The sequence below is a fragment of the Microvirga vignae genome, assembly GCF_001017175.1.
Lineage (GTDB): Bacteria > Pseudomonadota > Alphaproteobacteria > Rhizobiales > Beijerinckiaceae > Microvirga > Microvirga vignae.
Genome location: NZ_LCYG01000023.1, coordinates 81,538 through 102,692 on the forward strand (window position 1 = coordinate 81,538; position 21,155 = coordinate 102,692).

General features: G+C 63.2%; 24 protein-coding genes. 13 read left to right on the plus strand and 11 right to left on the minus strand.

Features of this window, described 5'->3' with window-relative positions; all coding sequences use genetic code 11:
* The first annotated feature begins 421 nt into the window (after positions 1 to 421).
* Together AA309_RS10875 and AA309_RS35160 are read left to right on the plus strand one after the other, a co-directional pair.
* On the plus strand, positions 422 to 640 hold the full coding sequence (locus AA309_RS10875) for a hypothetical protein (RefSeq protein WP_047189041.1): 219 nt from the start codon (positions 422 to 424) through the stop codon (positions 638 to 640).
* 228 nt (positions 641 to 868) lie between these two features.
* Positions 869 to 1,144, plus strand: a complete 276-nt coding sequence (locus AA309_RS35160; protein WP_047189042.1) for a hypothetical protein — start codon at positions 869 to 871, stop codon at positions 1,142 to 1,144.
* 132 nt (positions 1,145 to 1,276) lie between these two features.
* Here the strand turns inward: AA309_RS35160 and AA309_RS10885 are convergent, their stop codons facing one another.
* Entirely contained in the window at positions 1,277 to 1,624 is a 348-nt protein-coding gene (locus AA309_RS10885; RefSeq protein ID WP_047189043.1) for a hypothetical protein, read from the minus strand.
* 158 nt (positions 1,625 to 1,782) lie between these two features.
* A complete protein-coding gene (locus tag AA309_RS34190) occupies positions 1,783 to 2,013 on the minus strand; it encodes a hypothetical protein (protein WP_150117491.1) in 231 nt (76 codons plus the stop codon).
* Positions 2,014 to 2,381: 368 nt separating this feature from the next.
* Here AA309_RS34190 and AA309_RS10890 point away from each other — a divergent pair, with 368 nt between their 5' ends.
* The 4 genes from AA309_RS10890 (at position 2,382) to AA309_RS10905 (ending at position 4,530) form a co-directional block, all read left to right on the plus strand.
* Positions 2,382 to 2,618, plus strand: a complete 237-nt coding sequence (locus AA309_RS10890; RefSeq protein ID WP_047189044.1) for a hypothetical protein — start codon at positions 2,382 to 2,384, stop codon at positions 2,616 to 2,618.
* A 123-nt stretch (positions 2,619 to 2,741) separates the two neighbouring features.
* Positions 2,742 to 2,972 carry a hypothetical protein gene (locus AA309_RS10895; RefSeq protein ID WP_047189045.1) on the plus strand — a complete coding sequence of 77 codons (231 nt, stop codon included), beginning with the start codon at positions 2,742 to 2,744 and terminating at the stop codon, positions 2,970 to 2,972.
* 190 nt (positions 2,973 to 3,162) lie between these two features.
* Positions 3,163 to 3,423, plus strand: coding sequence for a hypothetical protein (locus tag AA309_RS10900; protein ID WP_150117492.1), 261 nt, complete (start codon positions 3,163 to 3,165; stop codon positions 3,421 to 3,423).
* A gap of 96 nt (positions 3,424 to 3,519) precedes the next feature.
* Positions 3,520 to 4,530, plus strand: a complete 1,011-nt coding sequence (locus AA309_RS10905; protein WP_200901977.1) for a DUF6635 family protein — start codon at positions 3,520 to 3,522, stop codon at positions 4,528 to 4,530.
* Positions 4,531 to 4,593: 63 nt separating this feature from the next.
* On the opposite strand, the gene AA309_RS10910 is transcribed toward AA309_RS10905, so the two are convergent.
* A complete protein-coding gene (locus AA309_RS10910; protein ID WP_084731085.1) occupies positions 4,594 to 5,322 on the minus strand; it encodes an NADPH-dependent F420 reductase in 729 nt (242 codons plus the stop codon).
* A gap of 465 nt (positions 5,323 to 5,787) precedes the next feature.
* Here AA309_RS10910 and queC point away from each other — a divergent pair, with 465 nt between their 5' ends.
* From queC to folK, 6 genes are read left to right on the plus strand one after another with little or no spacing between them, the layout of a single operon-like run.
* Positions 5,788 to 6,498, plus strand: a complete 711-nt coding sequence (queC, locus tag AA309_RS10915; protein ID WP_047189048.1) for a 7-cyano-7-deazaguanine synthase QueC — start codon at positions 5,788 to 5,790, stop codon at positions 6,496 to 6,498.
* Positions 6,499 to 6,506: 8 nt separating this feature from the next.
* The gene (gene queD / locus AA309_RS10920; protein ID WP_047189049.1) at positions 6,507 to 6,863 is read left to right on the plus strand and encodes a 6-carboxytetrahydropterin synthase QueD; all 357 of its coding nucleotides are present in this window, start codon (positions 6,507 to 6,509) and stop codon (positions 6,861 to 6,863) included.
* Positions 6,860 to 7,591 carry a 7-carboxy-7-deazaguanine synthase QueE gene (gene queE / locus AA309_RS10925; protein ID WP_047189050.1) on the plus strand — a complete coding sequence of 244 codons (732 nt, stop codon included), beginning with the start codon at positions 6,860 to 6,862 and terminating at the stop codon, positions 7,589 to 7,591. The genes queD and queE overlap by 4 nt, the downstream gene beginning before the upstream one ends.
* The gene (gene folP / locus AA309_RS10930; protein WP_047189051.1) at positions 7,591 to 8,424 is read left to right on the plus strand and encodes a dihydropteroate synthase; all 834 of its coding nucleotides are present in this window, start codon (positions 7,591 to 7,593) and stop codon (positions 8,422 to 8,424) included. Before queE ends, folP begins: the two co-directional genes overlap by 1 nt.
* Positions 8,421 to 8,789, plus strand: a complete 369-nt coding sequence (gene folB, locus AA309_RS10935) for a dihydroneopterin aldolase (protein ID WP_047189052.1) — start codon at positions 8,421 to 8,423, stop codon at positions 8,787 to 8,789. The genes folP and folB overlap by 4 nt, the downstream gene beginning before the upstream one ends.
* Positions 8,782 to 9,255, plus strand: a complete 474-nt coding sequence (gene folK / locus AA309_RS10940; protein ID WP_047189053.1) for a 2-amino-4-hydroxy-6-hydroxymethyldihydropteridine diphosphokinase — start codon at positions 8,782 to 8,784, stop codon at positions 9,253 to 9,255. Before folB ends, folK begins: the two co-directional genes overlap by 8 nt.
* A 308-nt stretch (positions 9,256 to 9,563) precedes the next feature.
* On the opposite strand, the gene AA309_RS10945 is transcribed toward folK, so the two are convergent.
* The 7 genes from AA309_RS10945 to ftsH all read right to left on the minus strand — a co-directional run bounded on the left by AA309_RS10945 (position 9,564) and on the right by ftsH (position 18,713).
* Complete coding sequence (locus tag AA309_RS10945) at positions 9,564 to 9,794, minus strand: hypothetical protein (protein ID WP_047189054.1); 231 nt, start codon at positions 9,792 to 9,794, stop codon at positions 9,564 to 9,566.
* Positions 9,795 to 9,820: 26 nt separating this feature from the next.
* Positions 9,821 to 10,972: a hypothetical protein gene (locus AA309_RS10950; protein WP_047189055.1), complete on the minus strand. Its 1,152-nt coding sequence runs from the start codon at positions 10,970 to 10,972 to the stop codon at positions 9,821 to 9,823.
* Positions 10,973 to 11,002: 30 nt separating this feature from the next.
* Positions 11,003 to 12,163, minus strand: a complete 1,161-nt coding sequence (locus AA309_RS10955; RefSeq protein ID WP_047189056.1) for an SMP-30/gluconolactonase/LRE family protein — start codon at positions 12,161 to 12,163, stop codon at positions 11,003 to 11,005.
* A gap of 92 nt (positions 12,164 to 12,255) precedes the next feature.
* Positions 12,256 to 12,855 (minus strand): hypothetical protein, encoded by a 600-nt coding sequence (locus AA309_RS10960; protein WP_047189057.1) that lies wholly within the window; start codon positions 12,853 to 12,855, stop codon positions 12,256 to 12,258.
* An 18-nt stretch (positions 12,856 to 12,873) separates the two neighbouring features.
* The gene (locus AA309_RS10965) at positions 12,874 to 14,049 is read right to left on the minus strand and encodes a zinc-dependent alcohol dehydrogenase (RefSeq protein WP_047189058.1); all 1,176 of its coding nucleotides are present in this window, start codon (positions 14,047 to 14,049) and stop codon (positions 12,874 to 12,876) included.
* Positions 14,050 to 14,294: 245 nt separating this feature from the next.
* A complete protein-coding gene (locus tag AA309_RS31880) occupies positions 14,295 to 16,577 on the minus strand; it encodes a PAS domain S-box protein (RefSeq protein ID WP_052954628.1) in 2,283 nt (760 codons plus the stop codon).
* A gap of 231 nt (positions 16,578 to 16,808) precedes the next feature.
* Positions 16,809 to 18,713 carry an ATP-dependent zinc metalloprotease FtsH gene (gene ftsH / locus AA309_RS10975; RefSeq protein WP_084731086.1) on the minus strand — a complete coding sequence of 635 codons (1,905 nt, stop codon included), beginning with the start codon at positions 18,711 to 18,713 and terminating at the stop codon, positions 16,809 to 16,811.
* A 184-nt stretch (positions 18,714 to 18,897) separates the two neighbouring features.
* Here ftsH and AA309_RS10980 point away from each other — a divergent pair, with 184 nt between their 5' ends.
* Positions 18,898 to 20,643 (plus strand): cation:proton antiporter, encoded by a 1,746-nt coding sequence (locus tag AA309_RS10980; RefSeq protein ID WP_052954629.1) that lies wholly within the window; start codon positions 18,898 to 18,900, stop codon positions 20,641 to 20,643.
* Between the two features lie 146 nt (positions 20,644 to 20,789).
* Here AA309_RS10980 and AA309_RS35810 read toward each other — a convergent pair whose 3' ends face one another.
* Complete coding sequence (locus AA309_RS35810) at positions 20,790 to 21,134, minus strand: hypothetical protein (protein ID WP_200901978.1); 345 nt, start codon at positions 21,132 to 21,134, stop codon at positions 20,790 to 20,792.
* Between the last annotated feature and the right edge of the window lie 21 nt (positions 21,135 to 21,155).

Sequence of the window (21,155 nt, forward strand, 5' to 3'; positions counted from 1 at the left end):
GATGAATGATGACAGAGGGGTGAGAGGCCAATCGCTCACCCCTCCTCGCTTTCTCGGCGAGGTGCGTGGAGAAAAGGGACCTCATTAGAGGCTCGCCACGCCCCCTTAAGTGGCATGCCCTGGAGCTTTCACTCCCAGAGGCCAAAAGTCGCTCAGAGCCTCTCTAAATCGCTTTCAGCGGCATCTGCTACATTGTTGCACCAATCAAGTACGTTCACGCGAGGTCCTAAAGCGCCCGGCCTACTGCCAGCCGACCAGCGCCATGCGAGGTTCCGAGGATTTCCCGTCACCTACGAGGTTGTGAGGCCGGTGAAGATCGGGCGGCTTTAACGAGATGCAGACTTGTCGGTTCTCACGGAGGTGGAGCCCTTTTGTCGGACAAGCTGTTGTAGAGTGAGACCCGACACGAGGAGGGTTGGTCATGGCCACATATGTCGTCGCGATCAGGCGGGAGGCACGGTCGGAAGCTATGACAGCCGAGGAATGGGTCCGCCAAGTGCCTGGCGTACAGGTTACGGGGGCAGGCAACCCAAGCCGACTGGTGATCGAGGCATCGCCTCAGGCCGTATCCGAGATCGAGCGTCGCTTCGGCGACAAGCTCATCGTCGAGGCAGAAATTCGTCACAACCACCTATTGTAACCTGATGGGCACTGGCAGGCGGAACGTGCATTGATTTGCACGCATGTGTGCATTGACGACATAGAATTCCAGAATCAACCGGTCTGGCATCACTATCTTTCGCATCGGCGTGTTCTGGACGATGGACGCAACGGTTCTCTGGATAAGAGGGTTTGCCCCTCTCAACTTGAGGCCGCTGGGAGCAGCGGTCTTTTTCTTGACTGGGCACCACGTCAGGGCGTGACTGGAATGGCGAGCATCGGACCAGATCAGGTGGGAAGGGAAGCGCGGGCGCTGCTGAAGGAAGCCATCGAGCGTTCAGGATGGTATCCCATCCTCTCCCGTGCGGAGCGAGACAAGCGCATTGAGCAGGATGTCGAGCGCTATTGGCATGTGATGGCGCAGGAAGCGGCCCGGCGCCTCCTCGATCGCTTTGAGGCGTGCTCCCGTGTCGCTTGTCACAGAGTGGGTCGGGCTAAGGACGTCGGCTCTGCAGCCGGTTTTAGGCCTTCGGGAAGGGGATGAACTCCTGATCCTCGTTCGACGGTCGAAGCAGAGCTCCGAGGTGATCACCGGCGTCAGAGTTCAAGTTTTTCAGAGCATCACAGCTACATGGTGAGGCAGGACGTGATCCAAGGTTGCCGGCCAGAGCCAGGCTCAGACCGTCAGGGTCTTGAGCCGGCGTGGTCGGTTGGGATCCAGCTTCAACGGCAGCACGGTCACGATCACCTTCGTCCGGCGATCATAGACAATCCTCACTTTTGGAGAGACGGCAGGATTCCGCCGCGTCAGCTTCGCGACGATCATCACCTTAGAGTGCTTGTCCCAATAAGGATTCGCGAAGGCCGTGCCGTATTTGCCTTCGATCCGGTCCACAAGGTCGACTAAAGCCTCTGGCTCGTAATCGGCGGGGTCGTACCGGGCGCAGAACTGCTCAAGGGCGTGGATTGTCCAGTGACGCCTCAGCAAGGCAATGGGGTGCTTGCGGAACTTGGTAGCAGTCATGGCGGCCTTGGAGCTGCGCTGATCACCTCACATCACGATTTACCATATCTGCGGCCTTCATTGCTTCGGGCATTCGCCACCGGCGGTGGACAACCCGTTTAGCGGCGGTCTGCGGGAGTGCGATCGTCCTCCGGATGTTCCTCCTATGAATTGAGTCATCAACCCGGCAGGGGCCGGCACACGATCGGCGTTGCCAGACGAGTGTCGATCCGTGCTGGAGAGCACAACCAGCCCGCTGTCAGGCGAACCACAAGAAGATCGCCCTCCGGTGTGGGGCGGCGGGCGACGGTCGCAGCCCCCTTTGGTACACTGAGCGTATCGAGCAACTCCTGACGGATCCGAAGGTCCGCTTTCCTGGCAGGGTCATTCGGGCTTTGGGTATCGATCACAGTGTCGGGGCCGACCTCCTTAGCGTAGGTCTATTCTGCCAGAGATGGGCGCTTCGGCAGCGTCTTGTTCCGCTGACATTTGCCAACAGCCTGTTGGCAAATGTGCTTCTCGGCCGCTCTGCAATCTACCAGAATATTTCCGCAGCTTTGAACCAACGGCACCGCCTCTCGCCTTGCGTTGTCTGACATTGCGATAGGGCCACGAGGCTCCCTCCAACGAGCGCGTGGGATCTCCGAACGAGGCAACATTTGAATGTGTGCCTTACGGCGATGTCTACACATTCCACAGACCTGGAACAAACAAGGAACATTTCTATAGCGGATCGGATCTAGAATCGGTAGCGTCACAGCTCGTACAGGAGAGCACGATGACCGAACAGTTTCAGGCAGCATGCGCCGATGACCCCATGGAAGCTGATGTCACGGCCGTGATTGAGGCTTGCGGCGGCGATCCGAGAACCGCCATCAAAGCCCTTCTTATCGAACAGTATATCCAGGAACAGCGGATCGAACGTTTGGCCGCAGCTCTGTCGTTCGGGTACGTCCGCGGACGGATCGGCGGGAGGCCAGTCCGCGCAGACTCCAGTCATTCCAGAGGAATCTGATCATAATGCGTCGAGCGCTGGCTCGGCGCCTTTGTCACCGCCGCCTCACAGACGAGAGCCAATACAGAACTTTGAGGCCTCAATCCCATGCGACACGGTCATTCGAGAAAGTCCCGACGCTTTATGACCCGTGAGGTCGCCGACAGACTGCTGGAGTCCCTGCGCCCGACCCGTCACCTTCTCACCCGGACGTTAGCCGACATCCCGATCGGCGGCCCGGAGTACCGGCAGGTCGACCGTGTGGTGCAGGAGATTGATGGCTTGGCTAAGATCCTCATCGGCGACGAAACCCACTACTATCGGGAGAGCCACCATCTCGCTCAAGGAACCGATCCAGAGCGTGGTGACCGGTAGGCGTTCCGCGACGGGGCAGATTGGGACCTTTACCGATCCGTGCTTACGATCTTGCATCCCTCTGGCCCGATCCCCACCTTAGCCTAGCCTTAGGGTCCGGGCCCCTCTGGCGAGCGGGTCGCCGCTCGCGATGTCGGACTTCTTCTCTTGCCTTTGCGCCCACGAGCGCGACCGCAACTGGGGATCCACCATGGACTACATTGCCTTTCGGACCACCGACCCTAAACCCGCAGACCGATTGATGGCCCTCGTCACTAGACTGGTCGCTCTGGCTGCAGCAGGGGCTATTCTGCTGACTCTTGCCCTCGTTGGCTTCTTTGTCGTGCTTCCGCTGGTGGTGGTTGGCGGCATCGCGTCGTATTTCTACCTTCGCCGTCGCGTACGTCAGGCACAGTGGCGTGCATGGAGCGGTATGATCGACGCCGAGTACACGGTCATTGATCGTCGATAAAGTTCGGAAGCCTCCGCTCCAACGGTCGAGAACCCTGATGCTCGCCACATCGTTGATGCGGGCAGGCATCAACTCTCCCCAATGGCGGCATGTTCGATGGCGGATGACCTTACCACGCAACCCGAGGAGAACGGTCGGCTGACACCCGAACAGGCGGGACGCATCGTTACGGATTGCGCCCAGCGCTACTTTGACAGTCGCCGATCCCGCGTCGATGCGTTCGTCGACCGCCACTTCTCGCTGGCCGGATCGGCCACGATCCACCGCAAGGCGGTGGGATGGGACATGCTGAAAGCGCCCGCCAACATCACGCTTGCGGTGCCCCAGTTGGCCACACGCCTCGCGGCGGCCGGTGCGCAAGCCGTCGGCGCCAAGCAAGCCGCAGACTATCTTGGTTCTCGTAAGCTGCTGTTCGACACAGCCGTCGGTCAGGAAATCGAGTGGCTCATCATGACCGAGCTCCTGGAACTGCCGTTCCGGCAGAGCGAGCGGGAGTCCCGCAAGGATGCCTTGGCTGAGACCATCCTGTCCGCCCCCGAGATCCAGGAAACGCTGAGCGAAGCGCTCTTGGCGATCGGCCGGCGCGGGGACGATCCTGCCTTCCGGCAGCGGCTCGAAGATTCCATGACGACCTACGCCGAAACACGGGCCGCCGCAGCCGAAATCACGACGGCGCTGATGACGGTTGGGGCCGGAGCCGTTGCGGTCAAGCAGGCCACACCCGGCGTGATGACGCTCGGGCCAGCCCTCGCTGCCGCACTGGCGCAGCAGGCGGCGATCGCGTCCTTTCCTCTTGGGGTCGGCCTGGGCAGCGTGTGGTATGGCCTCTTTCCGGCGGCCGTGTCGCCGGCACTGATCGGCGGGGTCACGGGTGGTCTCCTGGCGGTCAGCTCCATCGCGGCAGCCTTCGCCGGCATTGTGGCCGATCCGATCCAGCGGCGCCTCGGCCTCCATCATCGTCGGCTGCTGCGCCTGATCGATGCCCTGGAACGCCAGTGGCAGTCTGAACACGAGGCATCAGGTTTTACCGCCCGCGATCCTTACGTGGCACGCTTGCTCGACCTCGTCGATCTTCTGGGTAGCGCCTATCGGATCGCGAAAACATAGGGCGGCCGGATCAAAAGACAGGTCGGCCCCCTCTCGTGAAGGCAGACAAAGGGTTTGGCAGCCTTACCTAGCGCGCCAGTCCGGCGTGCGCTCGCGGCTGGCCTCCGACAGGGCGCGTCGGACACCCTCGGCATCGCGGTCTGTCCCGTACACCGGCGTTCCCGGCTGCTGTCGCCAGGATTCGTCCAGGCCTCCGGCGTCAACGCCGTCGAACCCGAGCTCGTCGACGAGCTGAAGCACCACGGCCTTGGCCTTCGGATCGTCGCCTGCAACCGGCAGGGCAATGCGGCCAGGAGTTCCCCGCGGCTGACCGCGCTCGAGCAGGTGCCGGGCATAGATGTTGTTGAACGCCTTGATCACCGGCCGGCCCAGCTGCCGCTCGACCCAGCGGCTTTCGGGCATGCCATTCTCGATGTCATCGATGCGACCATCACGCTGCTGCGGGTAGTAGTTGCCGGTGTCAATCACGACGACATCAGACCTGACCCCGTCGAACAATCCTGTTGGCAGGTCGGGGATGTTCTTTTCCGGGATCGTGACGACGATGAGATCCTTGTCCCGGACGGCCTCCGCGACCGAAACCGCCTTGGCTCCTGTCTCCTGCGCCAACGGGGCGAGCGTTTCAGGTCCGCGGGAGTTGGCCACCGAGACCTCGTGCCCGAGCGCGGTAAAGCGACGGGTCAGGTTGCCGCCGATATTGCCTGCGCCGATGATGCCGATCTTCATCTCTGCCTCCTTTGAGCTGCGGTTCTCCGACCTGTGCGGGTTCGCGCGAAGGCAAACTCGCAGCATCTGGCAGAATTCACAGACCCAACTTATAGCGAAATCCTTCGCTGAACATCGTTCTGGACGATGAAACCGACGCTCTGGCCCACGTCCAGGAAACCACTACCCTTCGCAAGGTCCGCTTCACAGCCGATATGGCCAGAGCCAACGCGCGCATCTTCAGCTACTCGTCAGGTGGCAACTCCTGGATTTGCGGATCGCGTTCTAAGATCGGCTTTCGTGATGGCGTGTGCGGCAGTCGTACTTTGGCTGCCGCTCGCCCCCGGTCAGCCTCCGCGACGGTTTTTCCGGCCCACCCGTAGTTGACTTCCTCTCAATACAGGTCTTTCTACGCGGGAAAGCGGATCGAGCGCTCTTGTGCTCCATCTGCTCGCATTGCGGGTGGCCCCTTTTCAGGTGCGATCCGTCTCATGCTTATCGGCCCCTGAGCCGATCCGGTCGCAGCCTACCCGGTCAAAACAAGGAGCCCTCGTGAAGACTCTCGTCATCTGTTCCGGCGGATTGGACTCCGTCACCCTCGCCCACAAGGTCGCGGCCGAGCGAACCCTCACCCGCCTCGTGTCTTTCGACTACGGCCAGCGCCACAAAAAGGAGCTCGACTCCGCGCGGGCCTGCGCCGCGCGCTTCGGCGTGCCGCATGACATTATCGACATCTCCGCCGTCGGACGCCTCCTGAGCGGATCGGCCCTGACCAGCGGCGAACCGGTTCCGGAGGGGCATTACGCGGAAGACACCATGCGGGTCACCGTGGTGCCCAATCGCAACGCCATCATGCTCGCGATTGCCTTTGGCATAGCTGCCGCCGAGCAGGCTGAGGCGGTAGCGGCGGCCGTCCATGGCGGCGACCACTTTATCTACCCGGATTGCCGTCCGGACTTCATTGAGGCGTTCGAGGCGATGCAGCGCCATGCCCTGGAGGGGCTGGCGACCATCGCCCTCTACACGCCCTTCGTGCGACTGAGCAAAGCCGACATCGTGCGCGAGGGCGCACGGCTCGGCGTGCCCTTTGCCGAAACCTGGTCCTGCTACCAGGGCGGCGAACGGCATTGCGGCCGCTGCGGCACCTGCGTCGAGCGGCGCGAAGCGTTCCACCTGGCTGGGGTTGAGGATCCAACCCCATACGAGGACCCGCACTTTTGGATCGAAGCCTGTCGCGAGCATCAAGCTGGGCAACCAGCATAGGCCCAGCCATGTACACCATTGCCAAACGATTTGCCTTCTCCGCCTCGCACATGATCGGCGGCCTGCCGGCGGAGCACCCCTGCTCCCGGCTGCACGGCCACAACTATGAGGTCGAGGTCATTCTGCAAGCGGCCGAACTCGACCGGGTCGGCTTTGTCCGTGACTACCGTGAACTCTCCGAGCTCAAGGCATTCATCGACAACACCCTCGACCATCGCCATCTCAACGAGGTCCTCGGACACGATCAAACGACCGCCGAGGTCATTGCCCAATGGCTCTACGACTGGTGCAAAGCGCGCTGGCCGGAGGTTGCGGCCGTGCGGGTCAGTGAAACCCCAAAAACCTGGGCGGAATACCGCCCATGAAGGGCAGCATCCGCATCAGTGAGATCTTCGGTCCGACCGTGCAGGGCGAGGGTCCGTTGATCGGCCGCCCGACCGTGTTCGTGCGCACGGGCGGCTGCGATTACCGCTGCCATTGGTGCGATACGCTCTACGCGGTGCTGCCCGAGTTCCGCGAGGACTGGACCTTGATGGCACCGACCGAGATCATGGCGCAGGTCGAGCGCCTGTCCGGCTCCACGCCGGTGCTCGTGTCGCTGTCGGGCGGCAATCCGGCGCTTCAGCCGCTGGCACCGCTCATCGCGCTGGGCCGGCAGAAGGGTTACACGTTCGCACTGGAGACCCAAGGCAGCGTGCCCCAGCCTTGGTTTGCCGCACTCGACTGGCTCATGCTCAGCCCGAAGCCGCCATCCTCGGGCATGGACACCGACTGGCAGGCCCTGGACGAGTGTGTCAGGGCCGCGGCAGGTGGACCACACTGCGCCGTCAAGGTCGTTGTGTTTGACGAGGATGACTATGCCTATGCCCGGCGGGTAGCCAGCCGGTATCCGGCTCTGCCAGTTTACCTGCAGGTCGGAAACCCTGCTCCGCTGGTGACTCACTCCGGTCCAGGCAGTGAAGAGGCCGACCTCGACGACGTGATGGAGCGCTTCCGTTGGCTCGTCGACACGGTGGCGGCGGATCGGTGGTTCACGGCGACGGTCCTGCCGCAGTTGCACGTCCTCGCCTGGGGCAACAAGCGAGGCGTCTGATGAATTCGGGTTCGACCACATCACCAACCTTGACCGGCCTAGGCTCACGCACCCTGATCATGGGCGTCCTGAACGTCACGCCCGACTCGTTCTCGGACGGCGGCCTGTTCAGCGACCACGAGGCTGCACTTCGACATGCCCGCGAGATGGAGGACGCTGGGGCTGACATCATCGATATTGGTGGGGAGTCCACGCGCCCAGGACACACGCCGGTTGGAGCTGAGGAGGAACAGCGGCGCACTATTCCTGTCATCCGCGACCTCGCCGGCATTCTCAATGTGCCCATGTCGATCGACACCTACCGGGCTGCGACCGCTCGCGCGGCCCTGGCGGCGGGCGCCAGGGTCGTGAACGACATCTGGGGTTTCCAGTACGATCCCGATATGGCCGCCACCGTGGCCGAGCATGGGGCTATGGCGGTCGTCATGCACAATCGGGCGGAGGCGGATCCTTCGCTCAATCTCATGGTGGACATGCAGCGCTTCTTCGAGCGCTCCCTGGATCGCGCCCGGCGGGCCGGCATTCCCGACACGCATCTGATCCTTGATCCCGGCATCGGCTTCGGCAAGACGGCCGATCAGAACCTCGAGGTCTTGCGCCGCCTGCCCGAGCTCAAGGCCATGGGCTTCCCCGTTCTGGTGGGAGCCTCCCGCAAATCGGTTCTCGGCCGATTCTACAAGCCCGAGGTGTCGCCGCGCGACCGGCTGTACGGAACCCTGGGCGCACATCTCGTGGCGGTGTCGCGCGGCGCAGACATCATTCGGGTTCACGACGTGAAGGCTCACGTCGAAGCGTGCCGGGTCGCCGATATTCTGTTGAGAGGCCAACCTTGACCGATATGATCATCCTCTCCCGGCTGGCGCTCTATGCCCACCATGGCGTTCACGCCGAGGAGGCGCGCCTGGGGCAGCGCTTTTACGTGAGCCTCACCTGCGCTCTCGATCTCAGGCCCGCCGGGCAGGTGGACGACTATCACCAGTCCGTCTGCTACGCGAGCCTTGCCAAGCTGGCCTATGAGGTCGGCACCACGCGCCGTTTTCACACCATCGAAGGCTTGGCGGAGGCCATTGCCGCAGGCGTGCTGGAACGGTTTCCACGGATTACGTCCCTGACGGTGCGGGTCGAGAAGCCTGAGGCGCCGGTTCCGTTCATCCTCGACAGCGTTGCGGTCGAGATCCGGCGCTCGCGCGATGGCTAAGGTGGCGCTCAGCCTGGGCAGCAACTTGGGCAACAAGCGCGGCAACATTGCCAGGGCTCTTTCTGCCCTTGGTCGGGGCGGAGCACGGATTGTGGCCCGCTCAGCCGACTTTCGCACCGAGCCGTGGGGGCCTGTTGCCCAGGACTGGTTTGTGAATGCCTGTGCCGTTGCTGAGACCGATCTCTCGCCGGAAGACCTTCTGGCTCTCTGCCTGCGCGTCGAGCAGGAGCTTGGGCGCGTCCGTGAGACCAAGTGGGGTCCCCGAGCAATCGACATTGATGTCCTGACCTATGATGACTTGGAGATTGGCACCCCCGCTCTGACACTTCCCCACCCCTATGCGGCGGAACGCGCCTTCGTGCTCGTGCCACTGGCCGAGGTCGCCCCTGAGCTGAGGCTTGGCGGAAGGCGCATTGTGGAGCTGCTTGCCACCGTGAGCCGTGGCGGCATCACCAAACTCACCTGACTCAGCGTCGACGCCACTTTAGTCGCGGTCTGCCACACCTTCGCCAACTTCAGCTTGGGCCATCCAAGGAAATTGCCAACGCCTCAGGAATGTCTGTTGTCCACTTCGAGCCTGTGTGAAAGCTCAAATGACGCTCGTTGCGCTGAAGTTTTGTACAAGTTTGTGCCCGCATACCTGGAACTTCCTGGTCAATCAGGCCTTGCGAGATATAAAATTACTCTAAGAGGCAGACCATCAGCGTTTTCACACAGGCTCCCCTTCCTCAGCGGACATTCGGCGTACTTCAGGGACATGCCAGAAGAAGACGTTCATGCAACGCCACGATGGATTGCATCGAAGCCAAGGTCCGTCAATTCGACTGTCCCGGCGTCCGGCACGTTCACGTATCCACGCTGCTTCAACTCGGAAATGGCCACGGCAACAGCGGGATCCGTCCCGAAGTGCGCATCCAGTGTTGCCATTGTCACGCGGGCGCCGGGTTTTCGGTGGGTCTCACGAAAGAACCCAAGGATCTCGCAGGCCGTCTCGCTGAGCGGCATTCTCGCCTCCATCGGATCAGCTCCCGCTATTCAGCCACATGTAGGCGGAACCCGGGATGGTTCGGGCTGTCCTTCGATCCTAAACCGCTCATTGCGGCGTCAATCTCCTCCATGCTGTAAGCCATGGAGGGGGCCAGGTTTATGATATGATGGTTCCATTGCATTCGGCACGAGATGTAGGCCTCGGCGCCAGCCTGCCCGTCAGCCGTGATCTCGATCCCTGCCTGCTGAAGCCGAAGCAGGGCAGCACGGTAGCGTGCTCGCCAGCAGTCTCTGGTCTGCTGATCCGGTTGGACCTCCCGGTCCGGTGCGCCTTGGGGAAGGAAGGTGTTCTCCAACGTGGTGACCAGCATCATTGACGCTTCCCACAGCTGCGCGACGGCTCCTGCCTCCTTCAGCCAGCGGTCCTTCTGATCATCCAGGGCGCTCTTGATCAGGCTCACCGTGTCCAAAGCGACCAGCGTGGAACGGGATACCGAGTGGTATGGGTCACTGAACCGGAAATAGAACAGCACCGGGTAGAAGTGGTGTGCCTCCTTGGCTTGGGTCATCTCGACGGCGAGTTCCGACAGGTTCGTGTAGCCACCACTGAACTGCCCCTGAGGTCCGAGACGTGCCAGCAATTCGGCGGCGTCGCCTGTGCATCCTGAGAGGAAGTGGATGTTCATGGCCAGCACGTTACGCCGCTGGAGCGCTGTATAGACCTGCATCAGGTACATCAGCGTCAGCGACATCACCGACATGCCGATCAGCGAGTTGAACAGGAAGAGCAGCCGTGTCGGGCTCGTGTGCGGGGTAAAGTCGCTCGCCCCGACGATGGCCATGCTGGTCCCCCCGGCATACATCGCGGTGACGAAGTCGGTGGGCGTCTCGCCGTTCGTGGCGCGGATGGACGTGCCGAGTTCCGGGTGCATGATCAAAGCGGCCCCGAGCGTCAGCCCGAGAGCCCAGACCCCAACCAGCAGAACGAGGATGACCGGACCGCAGAAGGACAGAACGGCTCCTCGTCTGGAACCAAAAACATTCGAGGCTGCGACGAAGGAGGCCCAGACCAGCCGTCTGACCCTGGATGCGATGATGCTGGTGCCGATCCGGGCGTAGAGCACGGTCAGAAAGATATCGAGCAAGATGATCAGGATCAGCAGTATCCCAAGGCCCTGCTCCAATCGCCCCGTCATGGCAGGCCTCCTGTCATCCCCACTGCTCCGTCAGGGTCGTTGGGGCTGCCCGGTCGAGCCGGTCGCCTCCCCGTTCTGTCCGGGCTCGATGCGCCACAGCTGCGTTTCAAGGCGCGGACCGGTCTCGGGCTTGAACCAGCTCATGTCCTGGATGCGGGAGCTGGTGACGTAGATTGTCCCGTCGGGTCCCTCCGAGAATGTATCGGGCCAGCGCAGCCGATTGTCCTGGACGAGAGTGGTGATGCGATCCCCATCGCGGACCTTCACGGCATCCTGCTCAATCGCGCTCAGATAAAGCCGCCCGCGCCCGTCGATCCAAAGGCCATCCGTCGGCTCGGTTTCGGCGGCACGCTCGACCCGAGCCTCAAGGTCCTTCTCGGACAGACGCGGGTTCTCCAAGGCATCCGTCGCGATGCGATAGAGTGTCCGGCCGGTCAGGGCTTTCCAATAGAGCGTGCGCCCATCGGGAGAGAGCGCGATGCTGTCGGCGGCAAATTCAACCCCGCGCCCGTCGGGCCGGCGCAACTCCTGCCCGTCCGTCTTCACCACCACATCCTTTTCCGGCTGGGTGCTCGGGTGGCCATCAAGGGCACGTCGAGCCTTTCCGTTCTGGAGATCCACAACAACGAGAGCACCCTTGGCCCCGGCATCGGTCAGGTAGGCATGCCGCCCATCCGGCGAAAACCGCACATCGTTTAGGTAGCTGCCCTGAGGTGCGACCGTCTCGTCGAAGCGGATTATCTGCGCAACCTTGTTCGTCTTCAGGTCGATCCTGACGAGCTTGGGCCCACCCTGCACAACGGGTGCTGTGGCTGGCGCGGCCGGATCGACGACCCACAGATTGCCGTGCGCATCGGCCACGACGCTCTGGACGCACACGAAGTGATCTCCGGCTGACATCTGGTTCTTCTTGGCATTGCGCCAAGAATTCCACTCGTCATCCGGATACGGTTTGATCTGGCCGTCGCGCATCACCTCGGCCACCGAGATCGGTGCATCCTCCGTCCATCGCGGGAAGTTGACGAAGATGCGCCCATCCTTCGAAACGGTCACTCCGGTCACCTGGTGTTCAAAGCTGGCGACCTGCTGCAGTTGCGCCGGCCCCTGAGATGGTGCCGCACTCTGCTGTGCCATGGATGTGGTGGCCAGGAGCGTTCCGAAAAGCAGGGTCGCCGCTGAGAGCCTGAGCATGGTCACCTCCATCGCGGGGCAATGATCGTGTGGGATACGGCTGCCCCCTCGCAGCGTGAACGCCGCTCGAACGCAGCCGTATCGTCGCTCGGTCAGTGGGGACGTGCCCTCTCCTGCGGGGCCCGATCAGACACCGCGGCGAGGGTTGGTGCGGCCCGCATGTCCGGCGGCACCTGGAAGTCCCTGGCGGCGCCTCGCGCCGCCTGGACACCCTGCGGGAAGCCAGTCCGATCCCTGTAGGAGCGCGGCCGACCACGGGGGCGGCTGTGGCGGGCCGTGACCCCCTGCGCGCCAATAATGTCGAGCAGCGTCACCCCCAGCACCGCCGCAAGAGCAATCCCGACATTGTCGCGCTTCGGATTGTCGTGCCGCATGGCCGTCATCAGGGTGGCGATGTCGAGCCCGTCACCGGCCACCCGGCTCCACAATCCGAGGTGCTTGTCGGGCGAGAGCGAGACGATACCATGCCCGAGTTCGCGAACGCCATAGGCCCGCACGAGGGCCTCCTTGCCCTCCATGCCGAGCGCCCGGGTGATGCGCTCCGCCGCGACCAGCTCCGCTATGCCCAGGCCAATGCTGAACCAACCCAACGCTTTGGCCATGCGGTCAGCGGCTCCTAACGAGCTGGGGCCGGCGTGAAGGACCTTCGGGTCACCCTTGGACCGGGCGATGTTCGAGATGTAATAAGCCATGTGTTCTCTCCCGGGTCGTTAGGGCTTCAAAACCACCTTGATGCAGCTGTCCTGCTTGTCGCGGAACACCTTGTACATCTCGGGCCCCTCATCGAGGCTCACGGTGTGGGTGATGACAAACGATGGGTCGATCTGGCCCTCCTCGATGCGGCGCAGAAGGTCATCGGTCCAACGGTTGACGTGCGTCTGGCCCGTCCGGATGGTCAGCCCCTTGTTCATCACCTGACCCATCGGGATCTTGTCGACCAACCCGCCATAGACACCGGGGATCGAAATCACCCCGGCCGGGCGGCAGACGTAGATCATCTCGCGAAGGATGTGCGGCCGGTCGCTTTCGGCTCCCAGCATCTGCTTGGCGCGGTCGTAGACCGTATCCGGCATGGAGGGCGAGACATGGGCTTCCATTCCGACGGCATCGATGCACTTCTCCGGGCCCTCGCCACCGGTGAGTTCGTTCAGACGTTCGACCACGCTCTCCTCGTCGAAGTTGATCGTAATGGCACCACCGGCTTCTGCCATTTCCAGGCGCTCGGGCAGGTGATCGATGGCGATCACCTGCTTGGCGCCGAGGAGGACGGCGCTGCGGATCGCCATCTGACCGACGGGACCGCAGCCCCAGATCGCTACCGTGTCCGTCGGCTGGATGTCGCACTGGACAGCGGCCTGCCATCCGGTCGGGAAGATATCGCCGAGGAAGAGAACCTTCTCGTCCGGGATCCCATCCGGCACCTTGATGTGGGTCGCATCGGCAAAGGGAACACGGAGATATTCGGCCTGCCCGCCAGGATAGCCGCCGGTGAGATGCGTGTAGCCGAACAGACCTGCGGTCGCGTGGCCAAAGACCTTGTCAGCAAGATACTTCTTGCGGTTGGTGGTCTGACACACTGAGAAGTTGCCGCGCTTGCACTGATCGCACTCGCCGCAGATGATCGTGAACGGGACAACGACGCGGTCCCCCTTCTTGAGCTTGCCCCTCGCTTCAGGCCCGACCTCAACGACCTCTCCCATCATCTCATGCCCCATGACGTCGCCGGGCAGCATGGCTGGAATGAAATTATGAAACAGATGAAGATCTGAGCCGCAGATGGCGCAACTCGTCACCTTGACGATGGCGTCGCGCGGTTGCTCGATCTCAGGGTCAGTGACGGTGTCGCAGCGAATATCTTCCTTGCCATGCCAAACGAGGGCTCGCATGCCTTCCTCCTCCTCTTGTCCAACGAAGATGCAGAGGCTTCCGCGTCCGCAATTCGTGACAGTACGGGGCAGATCTCTGTGGGGATGGTCGTCAGGGCTCGTGGCCTTTTGAACGTTTGCGCTGAGGGGAAGTGCTGCGGATGATCCCTGAGGGACATTCCGCTCTGTTTTGAGGCAGCGCGTTTCTCCCGCTTTGCCCACCTCTGGCGAGGGCAGCATGTTGAGCGGGACATTCCGGCAGGCGTTCAGGTTTCGGGCTTGTCTGATCCGTGCGGCACCTTCGGCCCTGGGCTGGGCGACTCGAACCCCGCGGAGGTTGCGACCAGCACGGCTTGTGACAGGGTCTGTACGCCAAGCCGCTGCATAACGTGGGCCCGATGGGTCTCCACCGTCCGAGGGCTGAGGCCGATGTCCCGTGCGATTTCCTTGTTGGTCTTGCCGGCCAACAAGCCTGCCAGGACCTCGCGCTCCCGTTCCGACATTTCGGCAATCCGGCGCCGCCCCCGCTCTGCCTCCTGGTTCTGCTCATCCTCCTCATGGGTGCTGGCCAGGGCCGACGCCACTGCGGCCAGAAGCTGGTCCGAGCCATACGGGACCGGCAGGAAGTCCACGGCTCCAGCTTTCATTACCTGCACCCCAAAGGTCACGTTGCCTTTGGCGTCGCCCAGAACAATAACCGGCAGGCCGATGTGCCGGGCCTTGAGCTCGCTCGGAACCACCAGACCACCAGCGCCAGACCGGCAAATGTCGAGAACAACGCACCCGGCCGCGAGAGCCGGGGCCGCCTCCAGGAAGGATTTGCCGGACGAAAAGACTCTGACCCTGTAGCCGGCGTCGCGAAGGAAATGGGAGAGACCTCGGTGGGTGGCCTCTTCATCATCGACCACATACACGAAACGCCCATCCCGTCGGGTGATGTCCTGGGCAATGCCGCCGGCGCGACGGATCTGGCCCTGCGCGTCGCGAATGGGGAAGAAGGTGTTCCGGATCCACCGCACGACCCCATCCTGCCGGATAATGCGAAACTCCTCGGTGCTGATTTCGCTCAGTCTGACACGTTCAAGCGCGCCTTGCGCGCGTTCGCGATCATCCGGATGGAGGAAGCGGCTCCAACGGCTGGGATCGCCGAGCACTCCCTCCCGAGGCTCGCCCCAAACGGGTTCAAAAGCGGGGCTCAGGTATTCGAGGTTCATCGTCTCGAAGTTCAGGATCCAAAGGGTGCTGCTGGAGTGCTCGGCGAACTGCCGGAAGCGCTCCTCACTCTCACGCAGGGCTGCTTCGGCCCGCTTGCGTTCCGTGATGTCCAAGGCGGCTCCCATGAACGCAACGGGACGGCCATGCTCGAACGTGGTCCGGCCTTGGGTGGAAACCCAGCGCTCGACCCCATCCCCGATCCCGATGACGCGGTATTCAATGGCGTAGATACCAGGACCGGCAGGATCGCTGCACTGGGCGATAATGGCCTCGACACGCGGGCGATCCTCGGGATGCATGCCGGACAGAAACACCTCCTCGTCGACATGAGCATCAGCCGTCAGCCCCCACATCGCCTTTAGCCGGGCGTCGCAGTCCAGTGCTCCCGTGACCGGATTCCAGGTGTACGGCGACAGACCGACGAGATCGATGGCAGCCTGGAGCCGCGCCTGGCTTTCGCGCAACGCCTGCTCCGTCCGCTTCTCCCGCTCGACGACCTGCACCACGAAGACTGCGCCCAGACCCTCCTGAGCGGTGTTGCGGAAGGGCGCAGCGCTCACCCGCGTCCAGATCTCCTGGCCATCGGGGAGTGTGACGAGGAAGTCGACGCCTGGAACAACCGTTTCACCCCGCAGGGCTCGCGCGCTCGGATAGTCGGAGCGGCTGAGACGCTGGCCCTCAGGTGTGTAAGCGCGCCAGCGCTCGCCTTGCACGGGATCTCTGGAGGGGATTTTATCAAGGGCGTACTCCTTGAGGATCTGGTTGCTCAGGACGATGTTCCCCTCCGGGTCGACGAGGCCCACACCAACCGGCAATTGCTCCAGAATGGCTGCCAGCTTGTTCTCGCTTTCGCGCAGGGCTGCCTCAGCCTGGACGCGCTTGGTGGTCTCATGGACAGTGCACAGCACCCCGCCGACTCCCCCGGTTTCGTCACGGATGGGGCTGTAAGAGAAGGAGAACCAGGTCTGCTCGGGGTAGCCTCTGCGCATGAGCGTCAGCGGCAGGTCGTCGAAGTAGCTGGCCTCCCCTCGCATGGCCCGCTCGGTGATCGGACCGATGGTGTCCCACACCTCCGACCAGACCTCAGGGAACGGCCGCCCAAGGCTGTTCGGCTTGTCACCCATGATCGGAATGTAGGCATCATTGTAGAAGCTCGTCAGTTCCGCCCCCCAGGCCAGGTAGGTGGGAAAGGCGGAGCTCAGCATGATGCTCAAGGCGGTGCGGAGCGACTGGGGCCAAGTCTCCGATGGCCCGAGGGGCGTGGCTGCCCAGTCGTGGGTCCGCAAGCATTCGCCCATGATGCCTCCGTTGGGAAAGGCTTCCGCCGTGCTCATTTCATTCTCCTTAGAAGCACATCATGAGCGGCCTTCCGACAGATCTCTACGATTGTAAGGGCGGCTTGCCCAATAGGACCCGGGATTGCGCGTCTTCCCCAGCCGATCCTGACCACACCATTACATCACAGGAACCCACAGCCCCTTTGACGCCATTGATCCAAGTCTCCTGGCGCCTAGACATTCTGCTGCTCGAGCCCCGGACGATGCTCCAGCGCTCCCACCCGCTCGCTACTGCGGTCGCACCGGGTCAGATGCCGCCGGGGCACGCCCGCCCTGCGCCCACTGGTCACGCTCGATTTCGACGACCGAACCCCGTGGCTGGGCAGACGACGAACTGGCGAGCTGTTGCAGTTCAACCTCGTCAAGTGTTTCCTTTTCAAGCAGCCGTCGCGCTGTTCGCTCCAGGACGTCGCGACGCTCCCGCAGGAGCGCGACCGTCCGGTCGAACACCCTGTCCACCGTTGCCCTCACCTCGTCGTCAATCGCCGCCGCGGTCTCGTCCGAGTAGGACCGCTCGCGCGCGCCGTTGCCAAGCGGGTTCGGGCTCAGAAACGAGCGCTCGTCCTTCTCCAGCGCGACGTTCCCGAGCTTCTCGGACATGCCGTAGCGCGTGACCATGCTGCGGGCGATGTCGGTCACGCGCGCGAGATCGTCGGCGGCCCCGGTGGACAGATGGCCGAAAACGATCAATTCGGCGGCTCGTCCGCCGAGCAGCACCGACATCTTGTTTTCCAGCTCCTCACGGGTCATCAGGAAACGGTCTTCCGTCGGCCGCTGGATGGTGTAGCCGAGGGCCCCGACCCCGCGCGGGATGATCGACACCTTGTGCACCGGGTCCACCCCAGGCAGCGCCATGGCGACGAGGGCATGGCCCATCTCGTGGTAGGCCACGATCTCGCGCTCCTTCGGGTTCAGGAGGCGGTTGCGCTTTTCGAGACCAGCCACGATGCGCTCAACCGCGTTGTTGAAGTCCGCCATCGTCACCGCGTCGCCCCCCCGCCGGGTGGCAAGCAGCGCCGCCTCGTTGACGAGGTTGGCCAAGTCGGCGCCCGTAAATCCGGGAGTCAGCGCCGCCACCTTGTCGGAATCCACATCCGGCGCGAGCTTTGCCTTGCGCATGTGCACCTGGAGGATCTGGATGCGGCCCTTCTTGTCGGGCCGGTCCACCAGAACCTGCCGGTCGAAGCGCCCGGCGCGCAGCAGCGCCGGATCGAGGATCTCGGGCCGGTTGGTGGCCGCCAGCAGCACCAGACCGGTGCGGGAGTCGAAGCCGTCGAGCTCCACGAGGAGCTGATTGAGGGTCTGCTCCTTCTCGTCATGTCCTCCGGCCAGGCCGCCGATGCCGCGGGCGCGGCCCAGGGCATCGAGCTCGTCGATGAAGATGATGGCAGGGGCCTTCTCACGCGCTTGACTGAAGAGGTCGCGCACGCGGGACGCACCGACACCGACGAACATTTCGACGAAGTCCGAGCCCGAGATGGAAAAGAACGGCACCTTGGCCTCGCCGGCAACGGCCTTGGCGAGGAGGGTCTTGCCGGTGCCGGGCGGCCCAACGAGCAGAACGCCTTTGGGCATGCGCCCGCCGAGGCGGCCATACTGCTCCGGGTTTTTGAGGAACTCGACGACTTCGCGCAACTCGTCCTTGGCCTCGTCGACGCCGGCCACGTCATCGAAGCGCACACCAGTATCCGCCTCAACATAGATCTTGGCTCTGCTCTTGCCGATCTGCATCAATCCGCCGCCGAGGCCGCCCATTCGGCGGATGAGCAAGGCCCAAATACCGAAGAAGACAAGGATGGGCAGAACCCAGGAGAGAATGTCACGCAGCAGGGTGCTCTCAATCTGCCCCGTGTAGGTGACCCCATACTGTTGCAACTCCTGGGCGAAGTCTGGGTCAACGCGGGTCGTGGCGAACCGGGTCTGGCCGCTCGGAAGAGGTTCCTTGAGCCGGCCTTGGATGAAGCGGTCGGAAATACCGATCTCGGCGACCTTGCCGCCCCGGAGAAGCTCCTGGAATTGGCTGTAGGGAATGGGCGCGATCTGCTGGGCCGTGCCGATGAGGTACTGGATCAGCAGGATGCCGACAATGGCGGCGACCCAGTACCAGGTGTTGAAACGCCGGCTCTTGTCCATGGAGGTCCCTCGCAGCAGCCTTGGCAACAGGCACGAGCTTTTGAGACTCACAGGTCAACGTGAGGCAGTGGCTCTGGTTCGAACACGGTGGTTCGGTCGTCCTCCGCCTTTTTAACCGTTGGCCGCTTCGACCCGGCTCCGCTCCCGCGCGTTCTCCGATTCATCAGGTTGAGGAGACGCTGCCATGGCCGAGCGGCTGTTGTTCGAGGTGCTCGTGATCGTAGTGGCATCGTTCGCCGTGGTGACGGCGCTCGTCCACCTCCGCTTCTCACCCGTCACCGGTTATCTGCTCACCGGTGTTCTGATCGGTCCGCATGGGTTGGAGCTCCTGCCGGACACGGAGGGCATCCGTTTCCTTGGCGAGCTGGGCGTCGTGCTCCTCATGTTTATTATCGGGCTGGAATTCTCCCTGCCGCGCATGCTGGCGGCCCGGGCAGTGGTTTTCGGCCTGGGCAGCCTGCAGGTCGCTCTCACGACCCTGGCCGGCAGCGCCCTTGCATGGTTTGCTGGCGTTGGCTGGGCGGGGAGTCTGCTGATTGGCGGGGCCGTTGCCATGTCGTCCACCGCCATCGCCGCCAAGCAGCTCTCGGATCAGCAGGAGCTGAACACCCAGCACGGGCGCCTCGCCCTCGGAATTCTCCTGTTTCAGGATCTTGCGACGTTGCCGTTCCTCATCCTCACGGACGCCATGAGCGGTCGGGGCCAGGCAAGCCCCACCCTCGCTGCAGGCCGAGCAGCTCTTGCCGTGGTGCTCTTTCTCGCCATCGCCCTGCTGGTGCGGCGCACCCTTGGGCGGATGTTTGAGGCGCTGGCCCGCACCCGCTCAGCCGAGGTCTTCCTGCTGGGCGTCCTCTCGCTCGTGCTGCTGGCCGCGTTCGGAGCGGAAGAACTCGGACTCTCGCTGCCGATAGGAGCCTTCCTAGTCGGCATGATTACCGGCGAGAGCGACTTCCGGCACCAGGTCGAGGACGAGATCCGCCCCTTCCGCGATGTGCTCCTGGGACTGTTCTTTCTCACGGTGGGCATGGCGGTTGATCCCCGTACCATCCTCACCCACCCGCTTCCCGTCGTTGCTGCCCTGACCTCCCTCGTGGCTCTGAAGGCAGCCATCGTTTTCGGAGCGGCGTGGATCGTGGGCTGGAGTGCATCCTCGGCGCTCCGTGGTGGTCTCATCCTGGCCCATGCTGGCGAGTTCGCCCTTCTGTTGATCACCCAGGCGCTCGCGGCAGCGCTTGTCCCTGCGGACATGGGGCAGGTGGTCTTGGTCACTGTTGTCCTAAGCATGGCGCTGGCACCTCTGCTGATCCAGTGGAACGGGATCCTGGCCCGGCTGCCCGACCTTGGCTCCTCTCGACCTGCACCCAAGCCGGATGAAGCCGTCGTGGCCGAAGCCAGCGGTAACCTGTCGGGGCACGTCATTCTTGGAGGGTGCGGCCGTGTCGGATGCCTTGTCGCCACGGTGCTAGACATCGGCGGGATCCCTTATGTTGCCATTGAGCATGACATCGACCGTCTGAGGCAGGCGCGAGCGCGGGGGCATCATGTCGTGTTCGGGGATGCGACGCGGGCCGCGATCCTCCACGCGGCGGGCCTGGAGAGGGCAAAGGTCATCGTTGCCACTTTGGACAGCCTGTCCGGATCGGAGCGGCTGGTCCACCGCGTGCGCCATATGGGCCTTACGATCCCGGTCCTTGTCCGGACCCATGACATGGCCTCGGCGAAAGGGCTTGAGGAGGCTGGCGCAACTCACGTCCTTCCCGACAGCCTCGCCGCCGGACTCGGACTATCAGAGCACCTTCTTCGGGTTCTTGGTGTGGCGCCGCAGGATATCGTGGACCGCATCGAGCATGTCCGCTCCGTCTTCGACACCGCCGGGAATGGGCCCGGCTCCGCACAAGACCAGGGCAGGATCGGGTTCCATCGACAATAGACCCTCAGAACGCCAGTCCAAGCCTGCCAAAGGAGGCTCCCTATTCCTCGTTCGACCAGGGCAAGGTCGCTCGGCCCACGGGGACCCCGGTCGAAGGGGCCCTGAGGCTGCCGGCTGCGGGCAAGGTCGGCCGCACCGGATCCCCGCTAGCTGCTGACCGCGTCGATGTCGTCCTCCGGGGTGACGGGCGGCAGCACGCCCGTGCCAGGGGTCGCGAGCGGGTCTACGAGTTCAGGAACGTCGTGGGGGCCGGCGGGTGGCACGGACGCCTGAGCGGTGCCGTCGCTCACCAATGTTCCAATCAGACGAAGCAACTCCTGCTGTTCCGGGCCGCGCCCGGAGCCCAGGAATGGCCCAATCTCGATGTGGGCCACATGGCCTCCCGACGCCAGGTTGGCTTCGTGCCGCACGAAGACCTCCCCCGACGCATCCCGGATCAGATACCACCGGTCACCGTTGGGGCTGCAATAAAGCTTTCGTGCTTTCGCCATGGGTGGCCTCTCGCCTGGAGC